Below are 21,581 nucleotides of genomic sequence, written 5' to 3' on the forward strand. Positions count from 1 at the left end.
TCAGCCGCATTTCGAAAAGCCGCAACCGGCGCAGGTGGCGCAGCCTTCGGCCATGTGCACGTCGAAGCTGCCGCAATTCGGGCAGGTCGGACCGGGCGCGGCCACGGGCTGCGGGGCGGCGGGATCGCCCGGCGCGATGCCCCGCTCGCCCGGCAGGAATCCCGTGGCGATCATGTGGCGCTCGATCACGCCGCCGATCGCCGCGAGGATCGAGGGCACGTAACGGCCCTGCACCCATGCCCCGCCACGCGGGTCGAAGACCGCCTTCAGCTCCTCCACCACGAAGGACACGTCGCCGCCGCGTCGGAAGATCGCGGAGATCATCCGCGTCAGCGCCACGGTCCAGGCGAAGTGCTCCATGTTCTTGGAGTTGACGAAGATCTCGAAGGGCCGGCGCTGTCCGTCGAGCTCGATGTCGTTGATGGTGATGTAGAGCGCGTGCTCGGAGGCCGGCCACTTGATCTTGTAGGTCTCCCCGGTCAGCGTGTCGGGCCGGTCGAGCGGCGCGAAGAGCTGGACGACCTTGGGCGTCTCCGCCGCGACGGGTTCGCTCGACAGGACGCTGCCGGTCACGTCGTTCGGCCGGTAGGTCGTGCAGCCCTTGCAGCCCTCGTTCCAGGCGCGGAGATAGACGTCCTTGAACGTCACGAAGTCGATATCGGCCGGGACGTTGATCGTCTTGGAGATGGAGCTGTCGATCCAGGGCTGCGCCGCGGCCTGCATCCGGACGTGCTCCCCGGGGTCGAGATCGGCGACGGTGACGAATGTATCGGGCAGGGGGGCGTCGCCGTGCAGGCGGCGCCATTCGGCGACGGCGTAATCCTCCACCACTTCCTCGGAGCGGCTTCCGTCGGGTTGCAGCACCTTGCGGGTGTAGCTCGTGGCGAAGATCGGCTCGATCCCGGAGGAAACGTTGCCGGCAAGCAGGCTGATCGTCCCGGTCGGCGCGATCGAGGTGAGGAGCGCGTTGCGCAGCCCGTGCGCGGCGATCAGGTCGCGGGTGTCGGGCGCGAGGCGTCCGACCATCGGCGCGGCGAGGATGGCGGTCCTGTCGTAGAGCGGGAACGCACCCTTTTCGGCGGCCAGCCGGGCGGAGGTGGCATAGGCCGCGTTGGCGATGATCTCGAGCCAGCGGGCGCTCGCGGCGGCGGCCGCCTCGCTGCCGTAGCGCAGACCACACATGGCGAGCGCGTCGGCGAGTCCGGTGACGCCCAGCCCGATCCGCCGTTTGGCCCGCGCCTCCTCCGCCTGCCGGGGCAGGGGGAAGCGGCTGGCATCCACCACGTTGTCCATCATGCGGATGGCGGTCGCGGTCAGTTCGGCCAGCGCCTCCGCCTCGATCCCCGCGCCCTCGGTGAAGGCGTCCGTGACCAGCCGCGCGAGATTGAGCGAGCCCAGGAGGCATGCGCCGTAAGGGGGCAGCGGCTGCTCGCCGCAGGGATTGGTGGCGGCGATGGTCTCGGCGTAGGCGAGGTTGTTGGCGGCATTGATGCGGTCGATGAAGATCACGCCCGGCTCGGCGTAGTCGTAGGTCGCGCGCATGATCGCGTCCCAGAGGTCGCGGGCGCGCAGGGTCCGGAAGGTCCGGCCGCCGAAGACGAGGGGCCATTCGGTGTCGTCCTCCACCGCCCGCATGAACGGGTCGGTGACGAGGACCGAAAGGTTGAACATGCGCAGGCGCGCCGGGTCGGCCTTGGCGGCAACGAACTCCTCGATGTCGGGATGGTCGCAGCGCAGCGTGGCCATCATCGCCCCCCGGCGGGAGCCCGCGGACATGATCGTGCGACACATCGAATCCCACACGTCCATGAACGAGAGCGGCCCCGACGCGTCGGCCGAAACGCCGCGCACCAGGGCGCCCCGCGGGCGGATGGTGGAGAAGTCGTAACCGATCCCGCCGCCCTGCTGCAGCGTCAGCGCCGCCTCGCGCAGCGCCTCGAAGATGCCGCCCATGCTGTCCTCGACCGTGCCCATGACGAAGCAGTTGAAGAGCGTCACCGACCGGCCCGTGCCCGCCCCCGCGACGATCCGTCCCGCCGGCAGGAAGCGGAAGTCCTGCACCGCCGCGCGGAAGGCCGGCGCCCAGCGGTCCGGCTCCGCCTCGGGGGCGGCCAGCGCGGCGGCGATGCGGTCCCAGGTCGCGTCGATATCGGCGTCGCGCGGCGTGCCGTCGGCGTCCTTCAGGCGATACTTCATGTCCCAGATCCGTTCCGAGATCGGGGCCGCGAAGGCGGTCGGAGCATCTGTCATCGGCGGTACGTCTCGCTAGAACTGGTTGCAGGCGGGCCCGGAGCGTCTAGATATACCCTGTTCTGCGAGGAATTCACATGGCCATCAACCTGATCAAGCTCAGCGTCGGAACCGAGTCGATCGAAGGCCTCGCCGAATGGCAGCGGAACGCGGGCGCCAAGGGACCCTGCGGCAATCCCCGCCACGTCACCCGGATGTGGCCGAAACGGGCCGGGGAGATCCTGGACGGCGGGTCGATCTACTGGGTCATCCGGGGCGTGGTCCTGTGCCGGCAGCCGATCCTGCGCCTCGACGAGGTACGGCGGGAGGACGGCATTCCCCGCTGTGGCATCGTCCTGCGGCCCGGCCTGATCCCGGTGGCGCCGATGCCGAGGCGGCCGTTCCAGGGCTGGCGCTACCTGACCCCTGCCGACGCGCCCGGCGACATCGATCCGGCCCGCGCGGCGGAGGAGCCGCTGCCTCCGGGCCTCACGCTCGCCCTGGCGGAGATCGGCGTGATCTGATCCCCGAGGGAGGGGCGGGCCTGCGGCGGGTCCGGCGGGACCCGTGTTATGGCTGTGTTATGGCCGTGTCACAGGCGTGGGACAGGCCGGACGCCTGCGCGTGGCGGGCCGCGCCCCGAGCGGGCCGGCCGATCACCTCCGGTCCGGCGGGCCGGGGCTGCGCCCCCCGGCAGGACGCCGCCGCCCCGGTATCGCCCCGACGGGAGCCGTCCCGAATCGCACCTTCCCTTCGACCGGGTCGCTTTTCGCCCGCGTCGCGTCGTCCTCGATTTACGTCCCGCCGGGCGTTGCGGCAGAACGGGGCCACGGACATCGAGGGGACAGGCGATGAAGACCCAGGTGAAGGCCCTCGTGGTGGGCGGCGGTGCGGTCGGGACCGGCATCGCATACCATCTGGCGAAGGCCGGATGGTCCGACGTGATGCTGCTGGAGCGCGACGAGCTGACCTCCGGCTCCACCTGGCATGCCGCGGGTCTGCTGCCGCTTTTCAACATGGGTTACGCGACGAGCCACATCCACGCCTACTCCGTCGACTTCTACAAGACGCTGGAGGCGGAGACGGGGCTCAACCCCGGCTTCTCGGTCGTGGGCAACCTGCGCATGGCGCAGACGCGGGACCGGATGGACGAGTACGAGCTCTACGCCGCCACGGCGGAGACGGTCGGCATCCCGCACGAATTCCTGACGCCCGCGCAGATCGGGGAGCGCTACCCACTGGTGCGGACCGAGGATCTGGTCGGCGCGATCTTCCATCCCACCGACGGCTACATCAACCCGGCCGATGTCACGATGGCGATGGCCAAGGGCGCCCGGCAGCGCGGCGTCACCATCGAGCGGAAGTGGCAGGTCGACGCCTTCGACTGGCAGGGCGACCACTGGAACGTGACCGCGACGAAGATGGCGGAGCGGGGCGGCAACCTCGTGCCCACCGACGAGCAGGTGGTGATCGCGGCCGAGCATGTCGTCACCGCGACCGGCAATCACGCGCCGCGCACCGCCCGCCTCCTCGGCATCAGGACGCCCGCCATCGTGGTCGAGCACCAGTACATCGTGACCGAGCCCGATCCCGCGCTCGTGGAGTGGCGCCAATCGAACCCGCAGCATCCCGTGCTGCGCGACGCCGACGCCAGGTGGTACGTGCGCGAGGAGCGGGGCGGCTGGATCCTCGGGCCCTACGAGCAGAACGCCCCGGCGCGCTTTCCCTTCGAGGTGCCGTCGAGCTTCCGCGCCGACCTCTTCCCCCTCGACCTCGAGCGGATCGAGGCGGAGTACATGTCCTTCATCCACCGCATCCCGTCCTCCGAGAACGCGGGCCTGAAGGACGATTTCAACGGTCCCATCTGCTACACGCCCGACGGCAACCCGCTGGTCGGCCCGGCGCCGGGGCTTCGCAACATGTGGCTGGCCGAGGGGTTCAGCTTCGGCATCACCGCCGCCGGCGGGGCCGGGCACTACCTCGCGCAGATGATGGTCGAGGGCGAGGCGGAGATCGACATGGCCGCGCTCGACCCGCGCCGCTTCGGCGGCTGGATCACCACCGAATACGCCATGCGCAAGAACGAGGAGGCCTACGACCATGTCTTCGTCCTCCACCATCCCGACGAGGAGCGGCCCGCCGCGCGGCCGCTCAAGACCGCGCCCTGCTACGACCGCATGAAGGCGCGGGGCGCGCAGTTCGGGTGCGTCAACGGATGGGAGCGTCCGAATTACTTCAAGCCGGGCGCGGAGGCGGATTTCGACCTGACCTCGCGCAGCTTCCGCCGGGGCAAGTGGTGGCAGCATACGGTGGAGGAGGCCACGGCGCTGCGCGAAAGCGCGGGCCTGATCGACGCCACCGCCTTCACCAAGCACATGCTGACGGGGCCGGGCGCCGCCGCGTTCCTCGACTGGTTCACGACCAACCGGCTGCCGAAGGTCGGGCGGATCAACCTGACCTACGCGCTGACCGGGGCGGGGACGACGCGGACGGAATACACCATCGTCCGGCTGGCCCCGGACCGGTTCTACCTCGTCTCCGCCGGCGCATGGCAGGCCTATGACGGCGATTTCCTCGCCAGGGCGGTGGAGGACAAGCGGGACGCGTTCGGGCCGATCCATCTTCAGGACGTGACCGGCCAGCATGGCGTCCTCGCGCTGGCCGGGCCGAAGTCGCGCGACATCCTGCGCGCGCTGGTCGTCGCGGCGGACCCGGACTGGACATTGTCGAACAAGGGCTTCCCGTGGCTTTCCGCCCGCCGCATCGAGCTCAAGATGGCGCCGGTCGACGCGATCCGGGTGGCCTATACCGGCGAGCTCGGCTGGGAGCTGCATCACCCGATGGAGATGCAGAACTACCTTTTCGACCGGCTCATGGAGGCGGGCGAGGGGCACGGGCTCCGGCTCGTCGGGGCGCGGGCGCAGAACTGGCTGCGGCAGGAGAAGTCCTACCGCGCCTTCGGCACCGAACTGGGCCGCGACGCGACGCCGCTGGAGGCGGGGCTCGACCGCTTCGTGGACCTCTCGAAGGACTTCCACGGCAAGGCCGCGATGGAGGCGACGGGCATCCGATCACGTTGCGTCACGTTGTTGGTGGACGGACCCGACGACGCCGACCCGTGGGGGCGCGAGGCGCTCTACCGCGCGGACGGCACGCGGGTCGGGCGCCTGACCTCGGGCGGCTATTCGGTGGCCTTCGGCACGTCCATCGGCATGGGCTATGTCCGGCCCGAGCTGGCGGAGCCCGGCACGAAGCTGAAGGTGCGGATGCAGCGGAAGCTCTGGGACGCGGAGGTGACCGAGGACAGCCCCTACGATCCCGCCAATGCCCGGATACGTGCGGACGGCTAGCCTCGTCGGCGCGGCCCTTCTGGGGGCGGCGCTGTGGATGATGCAGGACGGGGACCGGGCCGGCCTGCATGTGAGCGGGGACGGGGCCGGTCCGGTGCTGCGCTGGCTGGCGGCGAAGGGCGTGGAGCAGGCTCCGGCGGAAACCGCGCGGGTCGAGGCCGTCCTGCTCCGGCGCTGGCAGAACCTCGACGCCCTGCCGGCGCTGGGCGCGCTCTGCGGCGGGGCCTGCGGCGGCACGGATGCGGTGGTGGCGCTGCGGCAGCCGACGCCGCGGGGATTGCGGCGCGTCCTGCTGGTCGAGCTTTCGGGCTTGCCCGCCGCGGGGGCGCTCGACGCGGGGGAGCCGATTCCGGAGGAGACGGTGGCCTGTCTCGGGCGGGCGGTGGCGGGGCGCGACGCGGACTGCCTGCCGCCGCCGCGCATTGTCTGGCGGATGCCGTTCTAGACGCGTCTCCGACCCTCCGGGACGCGCGCATCCGGCCGGGCCGCCGGAGCCTCCGGCGGGGATATCCGGGAAGCGAAGACGGGGTGCGGATCGCCTGCTTCGCGGCTTGCGCGGGGGGGGCGGGCGGCGCCCGGCTAGGGCAGGGGCGGGGCGGATGGTGGCGGCAATCGTGGCGCGGGGCCGAGGGGGATCGGACCCAACCGCATCCGCCCGTCCGCGAGGACGAGGTCGAACCGCACCGACCCGTCGCCCGCCGTCATCCCGGCGAGCCCGGCCTCGATGAGCGGCATCCGCGCCTCCGGCACGACCTGCCAGCCGCGCAGGAGCTCGAGCGCCGCCTCGGTCCCGCGGAGCTCCAGGGACAGCGTGCCCTCCGGCACCCCGTCCGCGCCGACCTCCAGCGCGCCGGTCGCGTCGAGCGCCAGCGCACCCCAGACGAGCGCCGCCCGCCGCAGATCCACCGCATGGCCCGCGCCATCGGGCACCCAGGTCGCGTCGAGGTCGAGGCTGTCGACGACCTCCGGCAGCGCGCCCGCGGGGTCGAGCGCCGCGGCCAGCGTGCCGCCCGCGCGGATGCCGTCGCCGTCGAGCGCGAGATCCCAGGCGTCCGGCGTCCCGGCCTGGCGGGCGGCGAGCTGCGCCCGCGCGATGTCGAGCCGCCACGCCCCGCCGTCGATGCCCAGCGCCTCGCCAACGACCGTGCCGTGTTGCAGGTTCGGGCTTGCCGCGAGGGAGACCGTCCCGGAGGCGCGCAGATCGGCCGAGGTCACGACCGCGTCGCCCCACGGGGCCGCGAACGTCATCCGGCGCGGCGCGACGGCGATGATCTCGTTCGGCCGGTAGCTCAGCGCCAGGACCTGCAGGAACGGCGCGTGCCAGCGCAGCGTGCCGTCCGGAACGGTCACGTCCGGTTCGGTCAGCGTGGTGTCGAACCGGTTCGGAAAGCCGCCGATGCCGATGTCGTCCCACGCGATGCGCCAGCCTCGGGCTTCGGCCGCGGCGACCGCGGACGCGATGCCGTCGCGCAGGGCCCCGCGCCCGACGAACCAGTATCCGCTCCAGAGCGTGGCCAGCGCCGCCACCAAGATCACGAGCCAGCGCATGCCGCCCCTTTCCGTCGAACCGCGACTTGTCTATCGGGGGCGTGCCCCGCGCGAAAGGAGCGACGATGACGCAATCGCCCGACCTCTGGGTCTTCGGATACGGCTCGCTGATCTACAATCCGGGCATCGCCGTGGCCGAGACCCGGCGCGCCACGCTCGACGGCTACCGGCGGCGCTTCTGCATGTGGTCGGTCCACCATCGCGGCACGGAAACCGATCCCGGCCTCGTCCTCGCGCTGGAGGAGGAGGCGGGCGTATCCTGCCGCGGCATCGCGATCCGCGCCGCCGACCCGGACGCCGCCATCATCGAGATCCGCGAGCGGGAGCTCGTCTCCTCGGCCTATCACGAGGCGCGTGTGACGCTGCGCGACGACGCGGGGGAGGCGATCGAGGCGCTGGCCTACGTGATCGACCCCGGCCACCCGCAATACGCCCGCGACCTCGCGCTGGAGGAGCAGGCGGCGATCATCGCGGCGGCGAACGGGGGGCGCGGGCCGAACCACGAATACCTCAACTCGACCTTCGCCGGCCTGCAGGGGCTGGAGATCGACGACCCCGATCTGGAATGGCTCGTCACGCGGGTGCAACAGATCAGGGACGCCGCCTGACCGCGCGGCCCGCGCGCCTTGTGGGAAAAACCCCGCCTCTATAGGGTTTTCCCATTCATCGGGCGCCCGAACAGGGCCGGAGGCAGATGGCACGCGCGCCGCTAGAGCACGGGACGCAGTTCTCGCAACCGATCCGGCAGATCGTCTACATGCTGGCGGTGCTGGCGGCCGTGGGGGCGGGCGTGTTCCTCGCCTATCCGCAGGTCGCCCCGATCTTCGCCGCGAATCCGTGGCTCAACGGCACGATCATCCTCGTCTTCGTCCTCGGCGTGATCGCCTGCTTCGCGCAGGTGTTCCAGCTGTTCAGCTCGGTCTCCTGGATCGAGGGCTTCGCCGAGCGGCGCGCGGGCCACGACATCTCGCGCCCGCCGGGCATGCTCGCCCCGCTCGCTGCGCTGCTGCGGTCCCGCTCGGCCCGCAGCCAGATCTCGTCCACCTCCTCCCGCTCGATCCTCGACTCGGTCGGCGCGCGGATGGAGGAGGCGCGCGACATCACGCGCTACATCGTCAACACGCTGATCTTCCTCGGCCTGCTCGGCACGTTCTGGGGGCTGGCCACGACGGTGCCGGCGGTGGTCGACACGATCCGCAACCTCGCGCCGTCCGCCGACGAGGGCAGCGTCGCCGTCTTCGGGCGCCTCATCAGCGGGCTGGAAAGCCAGCTTTCGGGCATGGGCACGGCTTTCGCCTCCTCGCTTCTCGGCCTCGCGGGGAGCCTGGTGGTGGGGCTGCTCGAACTTTTCGCCGGCCACGGGCAGAACCGCTTCTACCGGGAGATGGAGGACTGGCTTTCCTCCATCACCCGCGTGGGCCTCGTCGGCGACAGCGGGGAGGAAACGATCGACCAGTATTCGCTGGCCGCCGTGCTCGACCACATGAACTACCAGATGGAGACGCTGCAGGACATGTTCGCCCGCGCGGAGGCGGGGCGGCTCGCGGCGGATTCGAAGATGGCGCGGCTGGGCGAGGCGGTGACCTCCATGGCCAACCGGATGGAGGAGGGCGGCAGCACGGCGCGCGCCCTGGAACGCGTCGCCGAGGGGCAGGAGAACATCGTCGCGGTCCTGCGTAACACCGGCGGCGGCGGCGACGGGCTCGACGCGGAGAGCCGGATGCGCCTGCGCTCGATCGACGTGCAGCTCCTCAAGGTGTTCGAAGCCATGCAGGAGGGACAGGAGAACACGGTGGCGGAGCTTCGCGGCGACCTTGCCGCCCTGACGCGGTCCCTGCGGCAGCTCAACCGGCACGTGCAGGATTCGCTCGGGGCCGGAGGGGGCAAGGAGGGCTGAATGGCGTTCCAGCGGCGCAACGGGCAGCGGTTCACCGCGAATGTCTGGCCGGGCTTCGTGGACGCGATGACGGCGCTGCTGCTGGTGCTGATGTTCGTGCTGTCGATCTTCATGATCGTGCAGTTCATCCTGTCGGAGACGATCTCGAACCAGGGGCTGGAGCTCGACGAACTCGGCGGGCAGATCGCCTCGCTCGCGGATGCGCTCGGGCTCGAGGAGCAGCGCAGCGCCGCGCTGGAGGACGAGGTCGCGGAACTCGGAACGGTGCGGGACCGGCAGGCCACGCGGATCGCGACGCTTTCGGCGGATCGCGATGAGCTGACGCGGCGCGTGACCTCCTTCGAAGAGCGGATCGCCGGGCTTCTGGCGACGCGCGAGCGCCTCGAAGCCTCGCTTTCCGCGACGGAAACGGAGCGCGACGAACTGGCCGGCGCGTTGACGGAAACGGAAGCGGCACGCGAGGCGCTGGCCGGCGAGCTTCGCACCTCGCGGGCGGCGCTCGAACGGGTGATCGACGCGGAGGAGGCGGCGCAGCTCGCCCTCGCCTCCGCGCGCGAGGAGATCGACGCGCAGGCCGAGGCAGCGCGCCGCGCGGCGGCCGAGCGCGAGGCGCTGGAGGCGCTCGCCGCCGACCTGCGCGCCGAGGCGGAGACGCGGGAGGCGACCCTCGCCGATACGCTGGCCAGCCTCGACGCCGCCCGGGAGACCGGCACGACGCTCGAGGCGCGGGTCGCCTCGCTGGAGGAGGGCCTCGACACGGAGGAGGCCGCCCGCCTGAGGGAGGCCGCCGCGGCCGAGGCCCTGCGCGAACGGCTCGCGGAGACGGAAACCGAGCTTTCCGACGAGGAGGCCCGGCGGCTAGCGGAAGCCGCTGCGGCAGAGGCACTGCGCGCGCGGCTCGCCGAGGCGGATGCCGAACTCACCGCGATGACGCTCGCGCTGGAAGAGGAGCGGCGGGACGCAGAGGAGACACTGACGCTGCTCGCCGCGACGCGGACGGCGCGCGACGATCTGGACGACCGGCTGGCGCAGGCATTGGCCGAGGTGACGCTGGCGCAGGACGCGACGGCCACGGTCGAGGAGCGTCTCGCCGCGGTTGAGGCGGATCGCGCGGCGACGGCCGGGCGCCTTTCGGAGTCGGAGGCGCGCATCGCGGCGATCGAGGAGCGGCTTGCCGCCGCGCTCGCCGCGGTGGAAACGCAGGAGGGCGCGTCGACGGCGCTGGAGGCGGAGGTCGCCCGCCTGAACAGCGCCCTCGCCGCGCAGGGGGCGGAGGCCGCCGACGCCGAGGCCCGCCGCGCCGAGCTGGAACGCCGTCTCGCGACCGCGCTCGCCGCGCGGGAGGCGCAGGATGTGACCGAGGCGGAATTGCGCGACGCGCTCGCCGCCGCCCTGGCGGCCCGGGTCGCGGCCCGGAGCGAGGTCGAGGCGGCGATGACCGAACGCCAGCGTCTCGACACGCTCCTTTCGGAGGCGGAAGCGCAACTGTCCGAGGCCGACGGCGACCGCATCGCCGCGCAGCGGGAGGCCGAGGCCCTGAACCGGCAGCTGGCCGAGCTTCGCACCCAGCTCGGCGGCATCCGCAACCTGCTCGACGAATACGAGGGCCGCGATACCGAAGGCGCGGTGCAGGTCGAAAGCCTCGGCGCCCGCCTCAATGCCGCGCTCGCGCAGGCGGCGACCGACCAGCGCGCCCGCGCCGATCTGGAGGAGGCGGAGCGCGTGCGCCTCCAGGCGGAGGCCGAGGCGCTGGAGGCGGAGGCCGAGCAGCTCAAGCGCTTCCGTTCCGAGTTCTTCGGCCAGCTGCGCGAGGTCCTGTCCGGGCGCGAGGGGGTGGAGGTCGTGGGCGACCGCTTCGTCTTCTCCTCCGAAGTCCTGTTCGCCCCGGGCTCCGCCAACCTGCAGCCGGAAGGCCGCAGCCAGATCGCGCAGGTCGCCGAGGTGATCCTCGACGTGGCGGGCGAGATTCCGGAGGGGATCGACTGGGTGTTGCGGGTGGACGGTCATACCGACGCCACGCCGCTCACCGGGCGCGGGGCCTATGCCGACAACTGGGAGTTGAGCCAGGCGCGCGCCCTGTCGGTCGTGCGCTACATGATCGACGCGCTCGACGTGCCGCCGACGCGCCTCGCCGCCACCGGCTTCGGAGAGTGGCAGCCCGTGGACACGTCCGGCACGGCGGAGGCACGGGCCCGGAACCGGCGGATCGAGCTCAAGCTGACGGAGCGCTGAGGCGACCGAAGCAGAGGATCGGACCCCGCCCGGCGCATCGCGCCGGTAGGACGGGCGCGCGACCCGTCCTACCGGCAATAGGCGCCGCCGTCGCGGTAGCGCGCGGTGTCGAGGTGGAAGTGATCCTGATGGAAGCGGTCGCTCTCCGGGCCCAGCACGGTGCCGAACGTGCCGCAGGCCTCTCGCCACAGCGCGCGCAGGATGCGTCCTTCCGCCCCTTCGTCCCAGTCGCGCAGCACGCTCAGCTCCGACCCGTCCCGGAGCCGGATCGCGGCGATGTCGATGGCATGGCCGAGCGCGTGCTCGCTCATCTTCGCGCCGGGCTGGCTGTTGCGCGGGCGGCAGGCATAGCCCGCCGCAACGTGCAGCGCGACGGGTCCGCCGCCCCGCGCGCCGATCCCCGGAACCACCGCGTCGCGGACCCAGTCGTCGAGCGCCAGCGCCGTGGCGCAGTCCATCCGCGCGGGCCGGGTCAGCGTCAGGCCGGACACCTTTCGGATGCGCACCGCGTCCGGAATGCCGCAGCCGCCGGGCCCGGTGACCGGCGCGATCGCCTCTCCCGCGAGGGAGCGACGCCCGCAAAGGCCGCCGGCGCGCGCGTCCCCCGGCGACGCCCGCGCCGGCGCGGGCGCGGGCGGATCGCGATCCTCCGGACGCGTCTCCGGGCGGTCCGAGACGCGGACGATGCCCCCGTCGTCGCGTTTTCCCGCCGCCGTTCCGGTTCCTCCCCGCGCGGCGATCCCGTCCGGCCCTTCGAGCTGCTGCACCGGTCGGGCCGATCGCGCGACGGCGGCCACGTCCGGCACCCCGGTCGTGCCGCCCTCCGACAGGACGGCCACCTCCGGTTCGGGCCGGGGCGCGGGGCGCGGTTCCGCGTGAGCGGGCAGTATCGTCAGGAGGAGCGCCAGCGCGGCCCTCACGCGGGGCGCTCCCCGTGGGCGCGGCCGAAATCGGGCGCGTCGGTATCCTGCCCCGCCTCGATGATCCCGCGCCGGATCGTCCGGGTCCGGGAAAAGTAGTCGTGCAGCAGGTCGCCATCCCCCGTGCGGATCGCCCGTTGCAGCGCGAACAACTCCTCCGTGAAGCGCCCGAGGATCTCCAGCGTCGCCTCGCGGTTGTTGAGGAACACGTCGCGCCACATCGTCGGATCCGAGGCCGCGATGCGCGTGAAATCGCGGAAGCCGGCGGCGGAATACTGGATCACCTCGCTGTCCGTCACCCGGCCCAGATCGTCGGCCACCCCCACCATCGTGTAGGCGATGAGGTGCGGCGCATGACTGGTCACGGCGAGGACGAGGTCGTGGTGGTCGGGTTCCATCCGGTCCACGTTCGCGCCGAGACCCCGCCACAGCCGCGCCAGCCGCGCCGCCGCGGCCTCCATCCCCGCTTCGGGCGTGAGCAGGCACCAGCGGTTCTCGAACAGTTCGGGGAAACCCGCGCGGGGGCCCGAATGCTCTGTTCCGGCGAGCGGGTGGGCGGGCACGAAATCGACGTGATCGGGCAGGTGCGGCGCCACGGCGTCGATCACCGCGCGCTTGACGGAACCGACATCCGTGACCGTCGCCCCCCGCGCCAGATGGGGGCCGATCTCCCGCGCCACCTCCGCCATCGCGCCGACGGGGACGCAGAGCACGACGAGGTCGGCCCCCGCCACCGCCCCGGCCGCGCTGTCCGTCACCCGGTCGCACAGGCCGATCTCGACCGCCACGCCGCGCGTTTCCGCCGAGCGAGCATGGCCCACGACCTCTCCGGCCAGCCCGTCGCGCCGCATCCGGAGACCCATCGACCCGGCGATCAGGCCGAGGCCGATCAGCGCGACCCGCCGGTAGATCGGTTCGTCGCTCATCCCGCGCGCCACGCGGCCAGCGCGTCGAGGAGGCGGTCGGTTCCAGCGGCGTCGCCGACGCTCATTCGCAGGCAATGCGGCAGGCCGTAGCTTCGCGGATGCCGGACGATCACGCCGCGCGACCTGAGGAACGCGTCGCATCCGGCGGCCTCCGTCTCGTCGCCGAAGCGCGCCAGCACGAAGTTCGCCTCCGACGGATCCGACGGGATGCCGAGGGCGGTCAGCCCCGCGCGCAGCCGCGCCCGCTGCCGGGCGTTGTCGGCCCGGCACATCGCGACGAAGTCCCGGTCGCCCACCGCCGCCTCCGCCGCGGCGAGCGCGACGCTGGAAAGGTTGAACGGCCCTCGCACGCGGTTCAGCACGTCGATCACCTCGCGCGGGCCGTAGCCCCAGCCGACGCGCATCCCGCCCAGCCCGTACATCTTGGAGAAGGTCCGGGTGGCGAAGACGTTCGCCCGCGTGCCGGCGAGGTTCAGCCCGCCGTCGAAATCCTCGGCGAACTCGGCATAGGCCCCGTCGAGCACCAGCAGGCAATCCCCCGGAAGCCCGTCGGCCAGCCGCACGAGATCCTGCCCGCCCAGAAGCGTGCCGGTCGGGTTGGCCGGGTTGGCGATGAAGACGAGACGCGTCCGCTCCGTCGCCGCGTCCAGAAGCGCGTCCACGTCCACGCGGCGGTCCCGTTCCGGCGCGGAGACGGGCACGGCCCCGGCCGCCCGCGCGCTGATGGCGTACATCAGAAAGCCATGATGCGTGTGCAGCACCTCGTCGCCCGGCCCCGCGAAGCACTGGCACAGGAGGTGGATGATCTCGTCGGAGCCCACGCCGCAGACGATCCGGTCGGGGTCGAGCCCGTCATGCACCTCCGCGATCGCCGCCCGAAGGCTCGCGTGGTCGGTGTTCGGATAGCGGTTCATCTCCGCCAGTGCCGCCTGTGCCGCCGCCATCGCGGCGGGGGAGGGGCCGTGCGGGTTCTCGTTCGACGAAAGCTTCACGACGTCCGCGACGCCGTCGACTTTCGAGGCGCCACCCTGGTAGAGTTCGATCTCCATGATCCCCGGCTGGGGCGCGGGTGCGGCGCTCATCTGTGATCCCCCGAATGCGTCGCGCCGTTCTATTCGGGCCGGCGGGGCCGGGGCAATGGCGCCGCCCCGTCTTTGCTTCGGAAATATCCCGGGATGCGCGAAGGGCCGGCCCTTCGCTCCGCCGTTCAAAGGAAGCTCTGCGGGTCGATATCGATGCTGAGCCGGGTCGAGCGGGGGATCTCGATGGCGCCCACCCAGGCCGCCAGCGCCGGCTGGATCGGCGCCTGCCGCGGCGCCTTCACCAGAAGCCGCACGCGGTGGCGGCCGCGAATGCGCGCGATGGGCGCGGGGGCGGGGCCGTAGACCTCGGCCCCCACGTCTTCCAGCATGGCGGCCCGGCGGGCGAGCGCGCGGCCCACGTCGAAGGCCACGTCCGCCGCCGGGTCGGAGATCACGATGCCCGCCATGCGCCCGTAGGGCGGCACGCCCGCCGCGCGGCGCTGTTCCGCCTCCTCGCGCAGGAACGCCTCCTCGTCGCCCGACAGGATCGCGCGGATCACCGGATGCTCGGGCTGCCAGGTCTGCAACAGGGCCTCGCCCGGCCGCTCCGCCCGTCCGGCCCGCCCCGAGACCTGCCGCATCAGCTGGTAGGTCCGCTCGGCGGCGCGCAGGTCGGAGCCCTGCAGCCCGAGATCCGCGTCGATCACGCCGACCAGGGTGAGGTGCGGGAAGTTGTGCCCCTTCGCCACGAGCTGCGTGCCGACGACGATGTCGGCATGGCCCGCCGCGATCTCCTCCACCCGTGCCTTGAGCGCCCGGGCGGAGCCGAACAGGTCCGACGACAGGATCGCCACGCGCGCCTCGGGGAACAGGCCCGACACCTCCTCGGCCATGCGCTCCACGCCCGGGCCGACCGCGGCGAGCTTGCCCTCCACCCCGCAGGAGGGGCAGGCCGGCGGGACGGGCGCGGTCGCGCCGCATTGGTGGCACATGAGCTCGCGGCGGAAGCGATGCTCCACCATCCGCGCGTCGCAATGCCGGCAGGCGATCTGCTGGCCGCAGGCGCGGCACAGCGTGACCGGCGCGTAGCCGCGGCGGTTGAGGAAGACGAGCGACTGCTCGCCCGCCGCCAGACGCCCGGCGATCGCCCCCCGGAGCCGCGGCGAGATCCAGCGCCCCGAGGGCAGGTCCGCCTCGCGCATGTCGATCGTGGCGAGGCGCGGCAGCACCGCATCGCCGTAGCGCGAGGAAAGGTCGAGGCGGGCGTATTTCCCGGCCTCCGCGTTGGCCCAGCTTTCGAGCGAGGGCGTGGCGGAGGCGAGCACGACCTGCGCGCCCTCGCAGTTCGCCCGCAGGACGGACATGTCGCGGGCGGAATACAGCACGCCGTCCTCCTGTTTGTAGGAGGTGTCGTGCTCCTCGTCGACGACGACGAGGCCGAGCTCGCGGAACGGCAGGAACAGCGCGGAGCGCGCGCCGACGATCAGCCGCGCCTGCCCGTCCGCGGCCTTTTTCCACGTCCGCCGCCGCTCGGCCTGGGTGACGCCGGAATGCCATTCGGCGGGCCGCGCGCCGAACCGCGCCTCCACCCGCGTGAGGAACTCCGCGGTCAGCGCGATCTCCGGCAAGAGGACCAGCGCCTGCCGCCCGCGGGCGAGGCATTCGGCGACGGCCTCCAGATAGACCTCGGTCTTGCCCGAACCGGTGACCCCCCGTAGAAGCGTCGTGCGGTAGCCTCCCGCGGCGAGACCCGCACGCAGCGCGTCCGCCGCCGCGGCCTGATCCTCCGCCAGCGGCTTGCCGGGCCGGGACGCGTCGAGCGGCGGAAAGTCGGCGTCGCGCGGGCGGACAATCTCCCGCACCGCGCCCGAGGGCAGGAGTCCCTTCACCACACCGGTCGAGACCCCGGCGAGGTCGGCCAGCTCCGACAGGGCGAAGACGTCGTCGGGCCGCTCGTCCAGAAGCGCCAGCACCTTCTCGCGCGCCGGCGTCATCCGGTCCGGCGCGCCGTCGCCCGCCCGGTAGACGCTGCGCCGCCCCTCCGCCCCGCCGAGGCCGGGCGCCCGCAACGCGAGCCTGAGCATCGCCGGCAGGGGGGTGAGCGTGTAGGCCGCCGCGCGTTCGACGAAGTCGCGGAACGGGCGGGCCATCGGCGGCACGTCGAGCACGCGGGCGATGCCGCGCAGCTTCTCGACCGGCCAGTCCCCCGCCGCCGGGCCCCAGACCACGCCCAGCACGAGGCGCGGCCCGAGCGGCACCTCCACGACGGCGCCGTCGGCCACGCCGCCCGCCGGCGCGCGGTAGTCGAGCGCGCGGTCCAGCGGCTGCGTCGTCTGCACGGCCACCGGCGCGCCGGGAGGATGGAGCGTCGCCATGGCCCCCATATCGGCCCCCCGCGGCCCGGATGCCAGAGCCGGCGCGGCCGGACGGGCGCGCATCGGCCCGCCGGCGGGGATGGTCCTTCCGGCGCGTTCGCGCTATCGTGCGCCGAACCCGAAGCGATCCCGAGGACGCCATGAAATTCTTCGTAGACACCGCCGATATCGACGCCATCCGCGAGCTCAACGACCTCAATCTGCTCGACGGCGTGACGACCAACCCGTCGCTGATCCTGAAGTCCGGCCGCGACATCATCGAGACGACGAAGGCCATCTGCGACATCGTCGAGGGGCCCGTCTCCGCCGAGGTCGTGGCGATCGACTTCGACCAGATGCTCAAGGAGGGCAAGCACCTCGCCACGGTCGCCCCGAACGTGTGCGTCAAGGTCCCGATGACCTGGGAAGGACTGCGCGTCTGCAAGATCCTGTCCGACGAGGGCACGAAGGTGAACGTGACGCTCTGCTTCTCGGCCAACCAGGCTTTGCTCGCCGCGAAGGCGGGGGCGAGCTTCGTGTCGCCCTTCATCGGCCGGATCGACGACATGAACATCGACGGAATGGAGCTGATCCAGGACATCCGCACCATCTTCGACAATTACGACCTCGAGACCGAGATCCTCGCCGCCTCCATCCGCACGGTGAACCACATGAAGGAGGCCGCCCTGATCGGCGCCGACGTGGCCACCGCGCCGCCGAAGGTCATCTACGACATGATCAAGCATCCGCTCACGAAGAACGGGCTCGACCAGTTCGTGAAGGACGCGCAGGAAGCGGGCATCAAGATCGTCTGACCTTCGGCAGGGCGCCGGTTCGGCGCCCTGCCACAGGAGCGCCACAAACCGTCGCGGATCGACGCCGGTGCCACACCGCTCCGGCGAAAGCGCGCCGCCCGCCGCGTTTTCCCGGCGGCCCCCCAACAGGCCCGTGCTAGCGTCCGGACGATCGGCAGCAGACCGGAGCAGAGGCAGATGGCAGACAACACCGTGCTGGCGCGCGACGCGGAGAACGGCCCGCAGGCGCGGGATCGGGACTGGCGCGACAGCGTCCTTGCCGACCCCGACCTCGTGCTCGAGGATCGCGACGTGATGCGCGCGCTGATCGCCGCGAACGCGCAGCGGATGGGCGGGAACGTCGTCGACCTGCGCGGCATCGCCATGCAGCGGCTCGAGACGCGGCTCGACCGGCTGGAGGACACGCATCGCAGCGTGATCGCGGCCGCCTACGAGAACCTCGCCGGCACGAACCAGATCCATCGCTGCGTTCTGGCGTTGCTGGAGGCGGACACGCTGCCGGAGCTTCTCGACAACCTGACCGACCAGATCGCCGCCATCGTTCGCGTGGACAGCGTCCGCCTCGCGCTTGAAAGCGCGCCGCCCGGCGCGGCCTCGCACCCGGCCATCGCCCCGGTCGCCACCGGCTTCGTGGACGGCTACGTGACGCGCGGCCGCGAGGGTCCGGCGCCGCAGGTCACGCTGCGCCGTTGCGCGCCGGCCGCGCCCGAGATCTTCGGACCCGACGCCCGGCGCACCCGGTCGGAGGCGCTGCTCCGGCTCGACCTCGGGGCCGGTCGCGGTCCGGGCCTGCTGATCTTCGGAGCGGAGGACGCGGCGCAGTTCGGGCCGGGGCAGGGGACGGAACTGCTCGGCTTCTTCGCCGCCGCCTTCGAGCGTATCCTCGTGCGCCATCTGGCGCAGGCATGACCGCCTCCCGCGCGGCGTTCGAGATCAGTCCCGGCGCCCGGGACGCGATCGCCGCGTGGCTGACGCATATGCGGGCGCTCGACGGCGCGGCGGCGAATACGCTCACGGCCTACGGCACCGACGTGACGACCTTTCTTGCGTTTCAGGCGGCGCATCGCGGCGGGCCGATGGGCCTTGCGGAGATCGGGCGGCTGAGCGCCGCCGACATGCGCGCCTGGATGGCGGCGGAGCGGCTGCGCGGCGCGGGGGGACGCTCGGTCGCGCGGCGGCTTTCGGCGGTCAAGACCTTCGTGCGCTGGCTCTGCGAGCGCGAGGGGTTCGACCCGACCGCGATTCTTGCCACGCGCGCGCCGAAGTTCCGCAAGCCGCTGCCGCGCCCCCTGCCGCAGGCGGCGGCGAAGGACCTGATCGAGACGGTGGGCCTGCAGAACGAGACGCCGTGGATCGCGGCGCGCGACGTGGCGGTGGTGACGGTTCTCTATGGCTGCGGGCTGCGCATTTCCGAAGGGCTGGGCCTGACCGGCGCCGACGCGCCCCTGCCCGACATGCTCCGCATCCGCGGCAAGGGCAACAAGGAGCGGCTCGTGCCCGTTCTGCCCGTCGCGCGCGCGACCGTGGATCGCTACACGGCGCTTTGTCCGTTCGACCTGTCGTCCGACGCGCCCCTGTTCCGGGCCGTGCGCGGCGGGTCGCTCAATCCGCGCAGCGTCGCCGCCGTGATGGCGCGGGCGCGGATGCAGCTCGGCCTGCCCTCCTCGGCCACGCCGCACGCGCTCCGGCACAGCTTCGCCACGCATCTGCTGGAGGCGGGCGGCGACCTGCGGGCGATCCAGGAACTGCTCGGCCATGCCTCCCTTTCGACGACCCAGACCTACACGGCGGTGGACGCGGTGCACCTGATGGATGTCTACACCAAGGCCCATCCGCACGGACGCTGATTCCGGGGCGACTGGACGGCTTGCGCCGCTGGTCGGCGCGGGGCAGGCTGCTGGCATGAAAACAGCCGAGCAACTGGTCGCCGAAGCGCGCGCCCGGATCGAAGAATGGGACGTCGCGCGGCTCCGCGCGACGCCGGAGGCGGTGATCGTCGACATCCGCGACGTGCGCGAACGGGCCAAGGGCCACATCCCCGGCTCGATCCACGCGCCGCGCGGCATGCTGGAGTTCTGGTGGGATCCCGAAAGCCCCTACCATCGCGAGGTCTTCGCGGGAGACGGGCCTTACGTCCTGCATTGCGCGATGGGCTGGCGGTCGGCTCTGGCGGCGGCGGCGCTCAAGGAAATGGGGTTCGAGGTCGCGCATCTCGACGGCGGCATGGAGGCTTGGGTCGAGGCCGGCGGTCCCGTCGAGCTGCCCGAACCGAAGGGCTGAGGCTCCGGGCCCGGCCGCGCCCCGGGGGGCGGGACGTGCCCTGTCCGTATCACGGGGCGATCACACCGTCTGCGTCACGCCTCGTTTGCGGCGTCGCCGGGCTGCGACGGCTTAGGCCTCCACCCGGCCGGGGATCGTGTCGCGGCGGGTACGGGGCAGGGGCCAGTCGTCCATGTAGCCCATCGCCTGCTCCGCCGTTTCCACGAAGCGGAAGAGTTCGAGGTCGTCGGCGCCGATCGTGCCCGCCGCCTCCAGCGCCTCCCAGTTCACGATGCTGCGCCAGAACGCCTCGCCGAACAGCAGGAACGGCACGCGCCGCATCCGGCCCGTCTGGATCAGGGTCAGCGCCTCGAACAGCTCGTCCAGCGTGCCGAACCCGCCGGGGAACACGCAGATCGCGGCCGCCCGCATCAGGAAATGCATCTTGCGGATGGCGAAGTAGTGGAAGTTGAAGCTGAGTTCCGGGGTGACGTATTCGTTCGGCGCCTGCTCGTGCGGAAGCACGATGTTGAGCCCGATCGAGCGCCCGCCCGCGTCGATCGCGCCCCGGTTGCCGGCTTCCATCACGCCGGGGCCGCCGCCGGTGACGATGACGTTCTCGCGCCCGCCCGTCTCCGCGAGCGACCGCTCCGTGACCATGCGCGCGAAGCGGCGCGCCTCCTCGTATTGGCCGGCCAGGTCACGCAGCGTGTCCGTGCGGGCTCCGGCCGCGTTTTCGGGCCGGGGGACGCGGGCGCCGCCGAACAACACGATCGTCGAGTCCACCTCCGCCGCGTCCATGAGATGCGTCGCCTTCATCAGCTCGAGCTGGAGGCGGACCGGGCGCAGCTCGTCGCGGCAAAGGAACTCGTCGTCGGTGAACGCCAGCCGGTAGGCAGGGGACCGGGTCTGCGGCGTGTCGGGAACGGTGCGCGCGGTCTGCCAATCCTCGCCGGCCTGGCGCAGGGGGTGGTTGCGGCTTTCTTCGGTCATCGGCTCGTCCTTGCGTCCACGTCTCGCCGCCGCTCTAACAGCCCCGAAGGGGAGGTGCGACATGGAACGATCGGTGGATTGGCGGACGGAGATCGGCGCGGCGCGGGACCGCATCGCGGGGCATGCCCGCGTGACGCCGGTCGCGCGGCTCGCGCTCGGCGGGTTCGACGTCGAGGTGAAGCTCGAGCAGATGCAGCATACCGGCAGCTTCAAGGCGCGCGGCGCGTTCAACACGCTGCTGTCGTCGGAGGTGCCCGAGGCGGGGATCGTCGCGGCCTCCGGCGGCAATCACGGGGCGGCGGTGGCCTATGCGGCCTCAAAGCTCGGTCATCCGGCGCATGTCTTCGTCCCCGAGGTGGCGGGCCCTTCGAAGATCGGGCTGATCGAGCGGGCCGGGGCGATCTGCCACGTCGTGCCGGGCCTTTATGCCGACGCGCTGGACGCGGCGCGGGCGCACGAGGCCGCGACCGGCGCGATGCAGGTCCATGCCTACGACGCCGTGCCGACCGTGGCGGGGCAGGGGACCTGCTTCGCGGAATGGGAGGCGCAGGGCCTCGCGGCGGACACGGTGCTGGTGGCGGTCGGCGGGGGCGGGCTGATCGGCGGCGCGCTGGCCTGGTTCGGGGGCGCGCGGAAGGTCGTGGCGGTGGAGCCCGAACAGGCGCCCGCCCTTCATGCGGCGCTGGCCGCGGGGGCGCCCGTCGACGTCGAGGTGTCGGGTGTGGGGGCCAACGCGCTCGGCGCCCGGCGGATCGGGGAGATCTGCTTCGGGCTGGCGCGGGGCATGACCAGCGTGACCGTCCCGGACGCCGCTATCCTCGAAGCGCAGGCCGTGCTCTGGCGCGAGGCGCGGCAATGGGTGGAGCCGGCCGGATCCTGCGCGCTGGCCGCGCTGCTTTCGGGCGCCTACGTTCCGGCGGAAGGCGAGCGGGTCGCGGTGCTCGTCTGTGGCGCGAACCCGGCGCCGGACCCGCTGAGCTGAGACGCGTGCCTCGCGGCCGGGCGGGGCTATGTTCGGACGCGACCCCCCTAGCGA

At 72.3% G+C, this 21,581-nt stretch carries 18 protein-coding genes; 11 read left to right on the top strand and 7 right to left on the bottom strand.

Annotation, left to right across the window (positions count from 1 at the left end):
* Window positions 1-2,250: an adenosylcobalamin-dependent ribonucleoside-diphosphate reductase gene (locus Q1B08_RS07155; protein ID WP_299816601.1), complete on the bottom strand. Its 2,250-nt coding sequence runs from the start codon at window positions 2,248-2,250 to the stop codon at window positions 1-3.
* A gap of 77 nt (window positions 2,251-2,327) precedes the next feature.
* On the opposite strand from Q1B08_RS07155, the gene Q1B08_RS07160 reads away from it, so the two are divergent.
* The 3 genes from Q1B08_RS07160 (at window position 2,328) to Q1B08_RS07170 (ending at window position 6,024) form a co-directional block, all read left to right on the top strand.
* On the top strand, window positions 2,328-2,753 hold the full coding sequence (locus tag Q1B08_RS07160) for a DUF1489 domain-containing protein (RefSeq protein WP_299816603.1): 426 nt from the start codon (window positions 2,328-2,330) through the stop codon (window positions 2,751-2,753).
* Window positions 2,754-3,080: 327 nt separating this feature from the next.
* On the top strand, window positions 3,081-5,579 hold the full coding sequence (locus tag Q1B08_RS07165; RefSeq protein WP_299816605.1) for an FAD-dependent oxidoreductase: 2,499 nt from the start codon (window positions 3,081-3,083) through the stop codon (window positions 5,577-5,579).
* Window positions 5,554-6,024, top strand: coding sequence for a hypothetical protein (locus tag Q1B08_RS07170; protein WP_299816606.1), 471 nt, complete (start codon window positions 5,554-5,556; stop codon window positions 6,022-6,024). The genes Q1B08_RS07165 and Q1B08_RS07170 overlap by 26 nt, the downstream gene beginning before the upstream one ends.
* Before the next feature lie 134 nt (window positions 6,025-6,158).
* Here Q1B08_RS07170 and Q1B08_RS07175 read toward each other — a convergent pair whose 3' ends face one another.
* Window positions 6,159-7,127 (bottom strand): DUF2125 domain-containing protein, encoded by a 969-nt coding sequence (locus tag Q1B08_RS07175; protein WP_299816608.1) that lies wholly within the window; start codon window positions 7,125-7,127, stop codon window positions 6,159-6,161.
* Between the two features lie 65 nt (window positions 7,128-7,192).
* Here Q1B08_RS07175 and Q1B08_RS07180 point away from each other — a divergent pair, with 65 nt between their 5' ends.
* The 3 genes from Q1B08_RS07180 (at window position 7,193) to Q1B08_RS07190 (ending at window position 11,256) form a co-directional block, all read left to right on the top strand.
* Window positions 7,193-7,735 (top strand): gamma-glutamylcyclotransferase, encoded by a 543-nt coding sequence (locus Q1B08_RS07180; protein WP_299816611.1) that lies wholly within the window; start codon window positions 7,193-7,195, stop codon window positions 7,733-7,735.
* A gap of 86 nt (window positions 7,736-7,821) precedes the next feature.
* The gene (locus Q1B08_RS07185) at window positions 7,822-9,024 is read left to right on the top strand and encodes a biopolymer transporter ExbB (RefSeq protein WP_299816613.1); all 1,203 of its coding nucleotides are present in this window, start codon (window positions 7,822-7,824) and stop codon (window positions 9,022-9,024) included.
* Window positions 9,025-11,256, top strand: coding sequence for a peptidoglycan -binding protein (locus Q1B08_RS07190; protein WP_299816615.1), 2,232 nt, complete (start codon window positions 9,025-9,027; stop codon window positions 11,254-11,256).
* A gap of 68 nt (window positions 11,257-11,324) precedes the next feature.
* Here Q1B08_RS07190 and Q1B08_RS07195 read toward each other — a convergent pair whose 3' ends face one another.
* From Q1B08_RS07195 to Q1B08_RS07210, 4 genes are all read right to left on the bottom strand, one after another.
* The gene (locus Q1B08_RS07195) at window positions 11,325-12,176 is read right to left on the bottom strand and encodes an extensin family protein (protein ID WP_299816617.1); all 852 of its coding nucleotides are present in this window, start codon (window positions 12,174-12,176) and stop codon (window positions 11,325-11,327) included.
* Window positions 12,173-13,102 (bottom strand): prephenate/arogenate dehydrogenase family protein, encoded by a 930-nt coding sequence (locus tag Q1B08_RS07200; protein ID WP_299816619.1) that lies wholly within the window; start codon window positions 13,100-13,102, stop codon window positions 12,173-12,175. The genes Q1B08_RS07195 and Q1B08_RS07200 overlap by 4 nt, the downstream gene beginning before the upstream one ends.
* The gene (gene hisC, locus Q1B08_RS07205; protein ID WP_299816621.1) at window positions 13,099-14,184 is read right to left on the bottom strand and encodes a histidinol-phosphate transaminase; all 1,086 of its coding nucleotides are present in this window, start codon (window positions 14,182-14,184) and stop codon (window positions 13,099-13,101) included. Before hisC ends, Q1B08_RS07200 begins: the two co-directional genes overlap by 4 nt.
* A 125-nt stretch (window positions 14,185-14,309) precedes the next feature.
* Window positions 14,310-16,499 (bottom strand): primosomal protein N', encoded by a 2,190-nt coding sequence (locus Q1B08_RS07210; protein ID WP_299816623.1) that lies wholly within the window; start codon window positions 16,497-16,499, stop codon window positions 14,310-14,312.
* A gap of 140 nt (window positions 16,500-16,639) precedes the next feature.
* On the opposite strand from Q1B08_RS07210, the gene fsa reads away from it, so the two are divergent.
* From fsa to Q1B08_RS07230, 4 genes are all read left to right on the top strand, one after another.
* Window positions 16,640-17,293, top strand: coding sequence for a fructose-6-phosphate aldolase (gene fsa, locus Q1B08_RS07215; RefSeq protein ID WP_299816625.1), 654 nt, complete (start codon window positions 16,640-16,642; stop codon window positions 17,291-17,293).
* A gap of 177 nt (window positions 17,294-17,470) precedes the next feature.
* A complete protein-coding gene (locus tag Q1B08_RS07220; protein ID WP_299816627.1) occupies window positions 17,471-18,202 on the top strand; it encodes a DUF484 family protein in 732 nt (243 codons plus the stop codon).
* Window positions 18,199-19,140 carry a tyrosine recombinase XerC gene (locus Q1B08_RS07225; RefSeq protein WP_299816629.1) on the top strand — a complete coding sequence of 314 codons (942 nt, stop codon included), beginning with the start codon at window positions 18,199-18,201 and terminating at the stop codon, window positions 19,138-19,140. The genes Q1B08_RS07220 and Q1B08_RS07225 overlap by 4 nt, the downstream gene beginning before the upstream one ends.
* A gap of 55 nt (window positions 19,141-19,195) precedes the next feature.
* Window positions 19,196-19,573, top strand: a complete 378-nt coding sequence (locus tag Q1B08_RS07230; RefSeq protein WP_299816631.1) for a rhodanese-like domain-containing protein — start codon at window positions 19,196-19,198, stop codon at window positions 19,571-19,573.
* A gap of 111 nt (window positions 19,574-19,684) precedes the next feature.
* Here Q1B08_RS07230 and Q1B08_RS07235 read toward each other — a convergent pair whose 3' ends face one another.
* A complete protein-coding gene (locus Q1B08_RS07235; protein ID WP_299816633.1) occupies window positions 19,685-20,545 on the bottom strand; it encodes an LOG family protein in 861 nt (286 codons plus the stop codon).
* 73 nt (window positions 20,546-20,618) lie between these two features.
* Here Q1B08_RS07235 and Q1B08_RS07240 point away from each other — a divergent pair, with 73 nt between their 5' ends.
* The gene (locus Q1B08_RS07240) at window positions 20,619-21,527 is read left to right on the top strand and encodes a threonine/serine dehydratase (RefSeq protein ID WP_299816917.1); all 909 of its coding nucleotides are present in this window, start codon (window positions 20,619-20,621) and stop codon (window positions 21,525-21,527) included.
* Window positions 21,528-21,581: the final 54 nt, after the last annotated feature.

The organism is uncultured Jannaschia sp. (assembly GCF_947494025.1).
Taxonomy (GTDB): domain Bacteria; phylum Pseudomonadota; class Alphaproteobacteria; order Rhodobacterales; family Rhodobacteraceae; genus Jannaschia.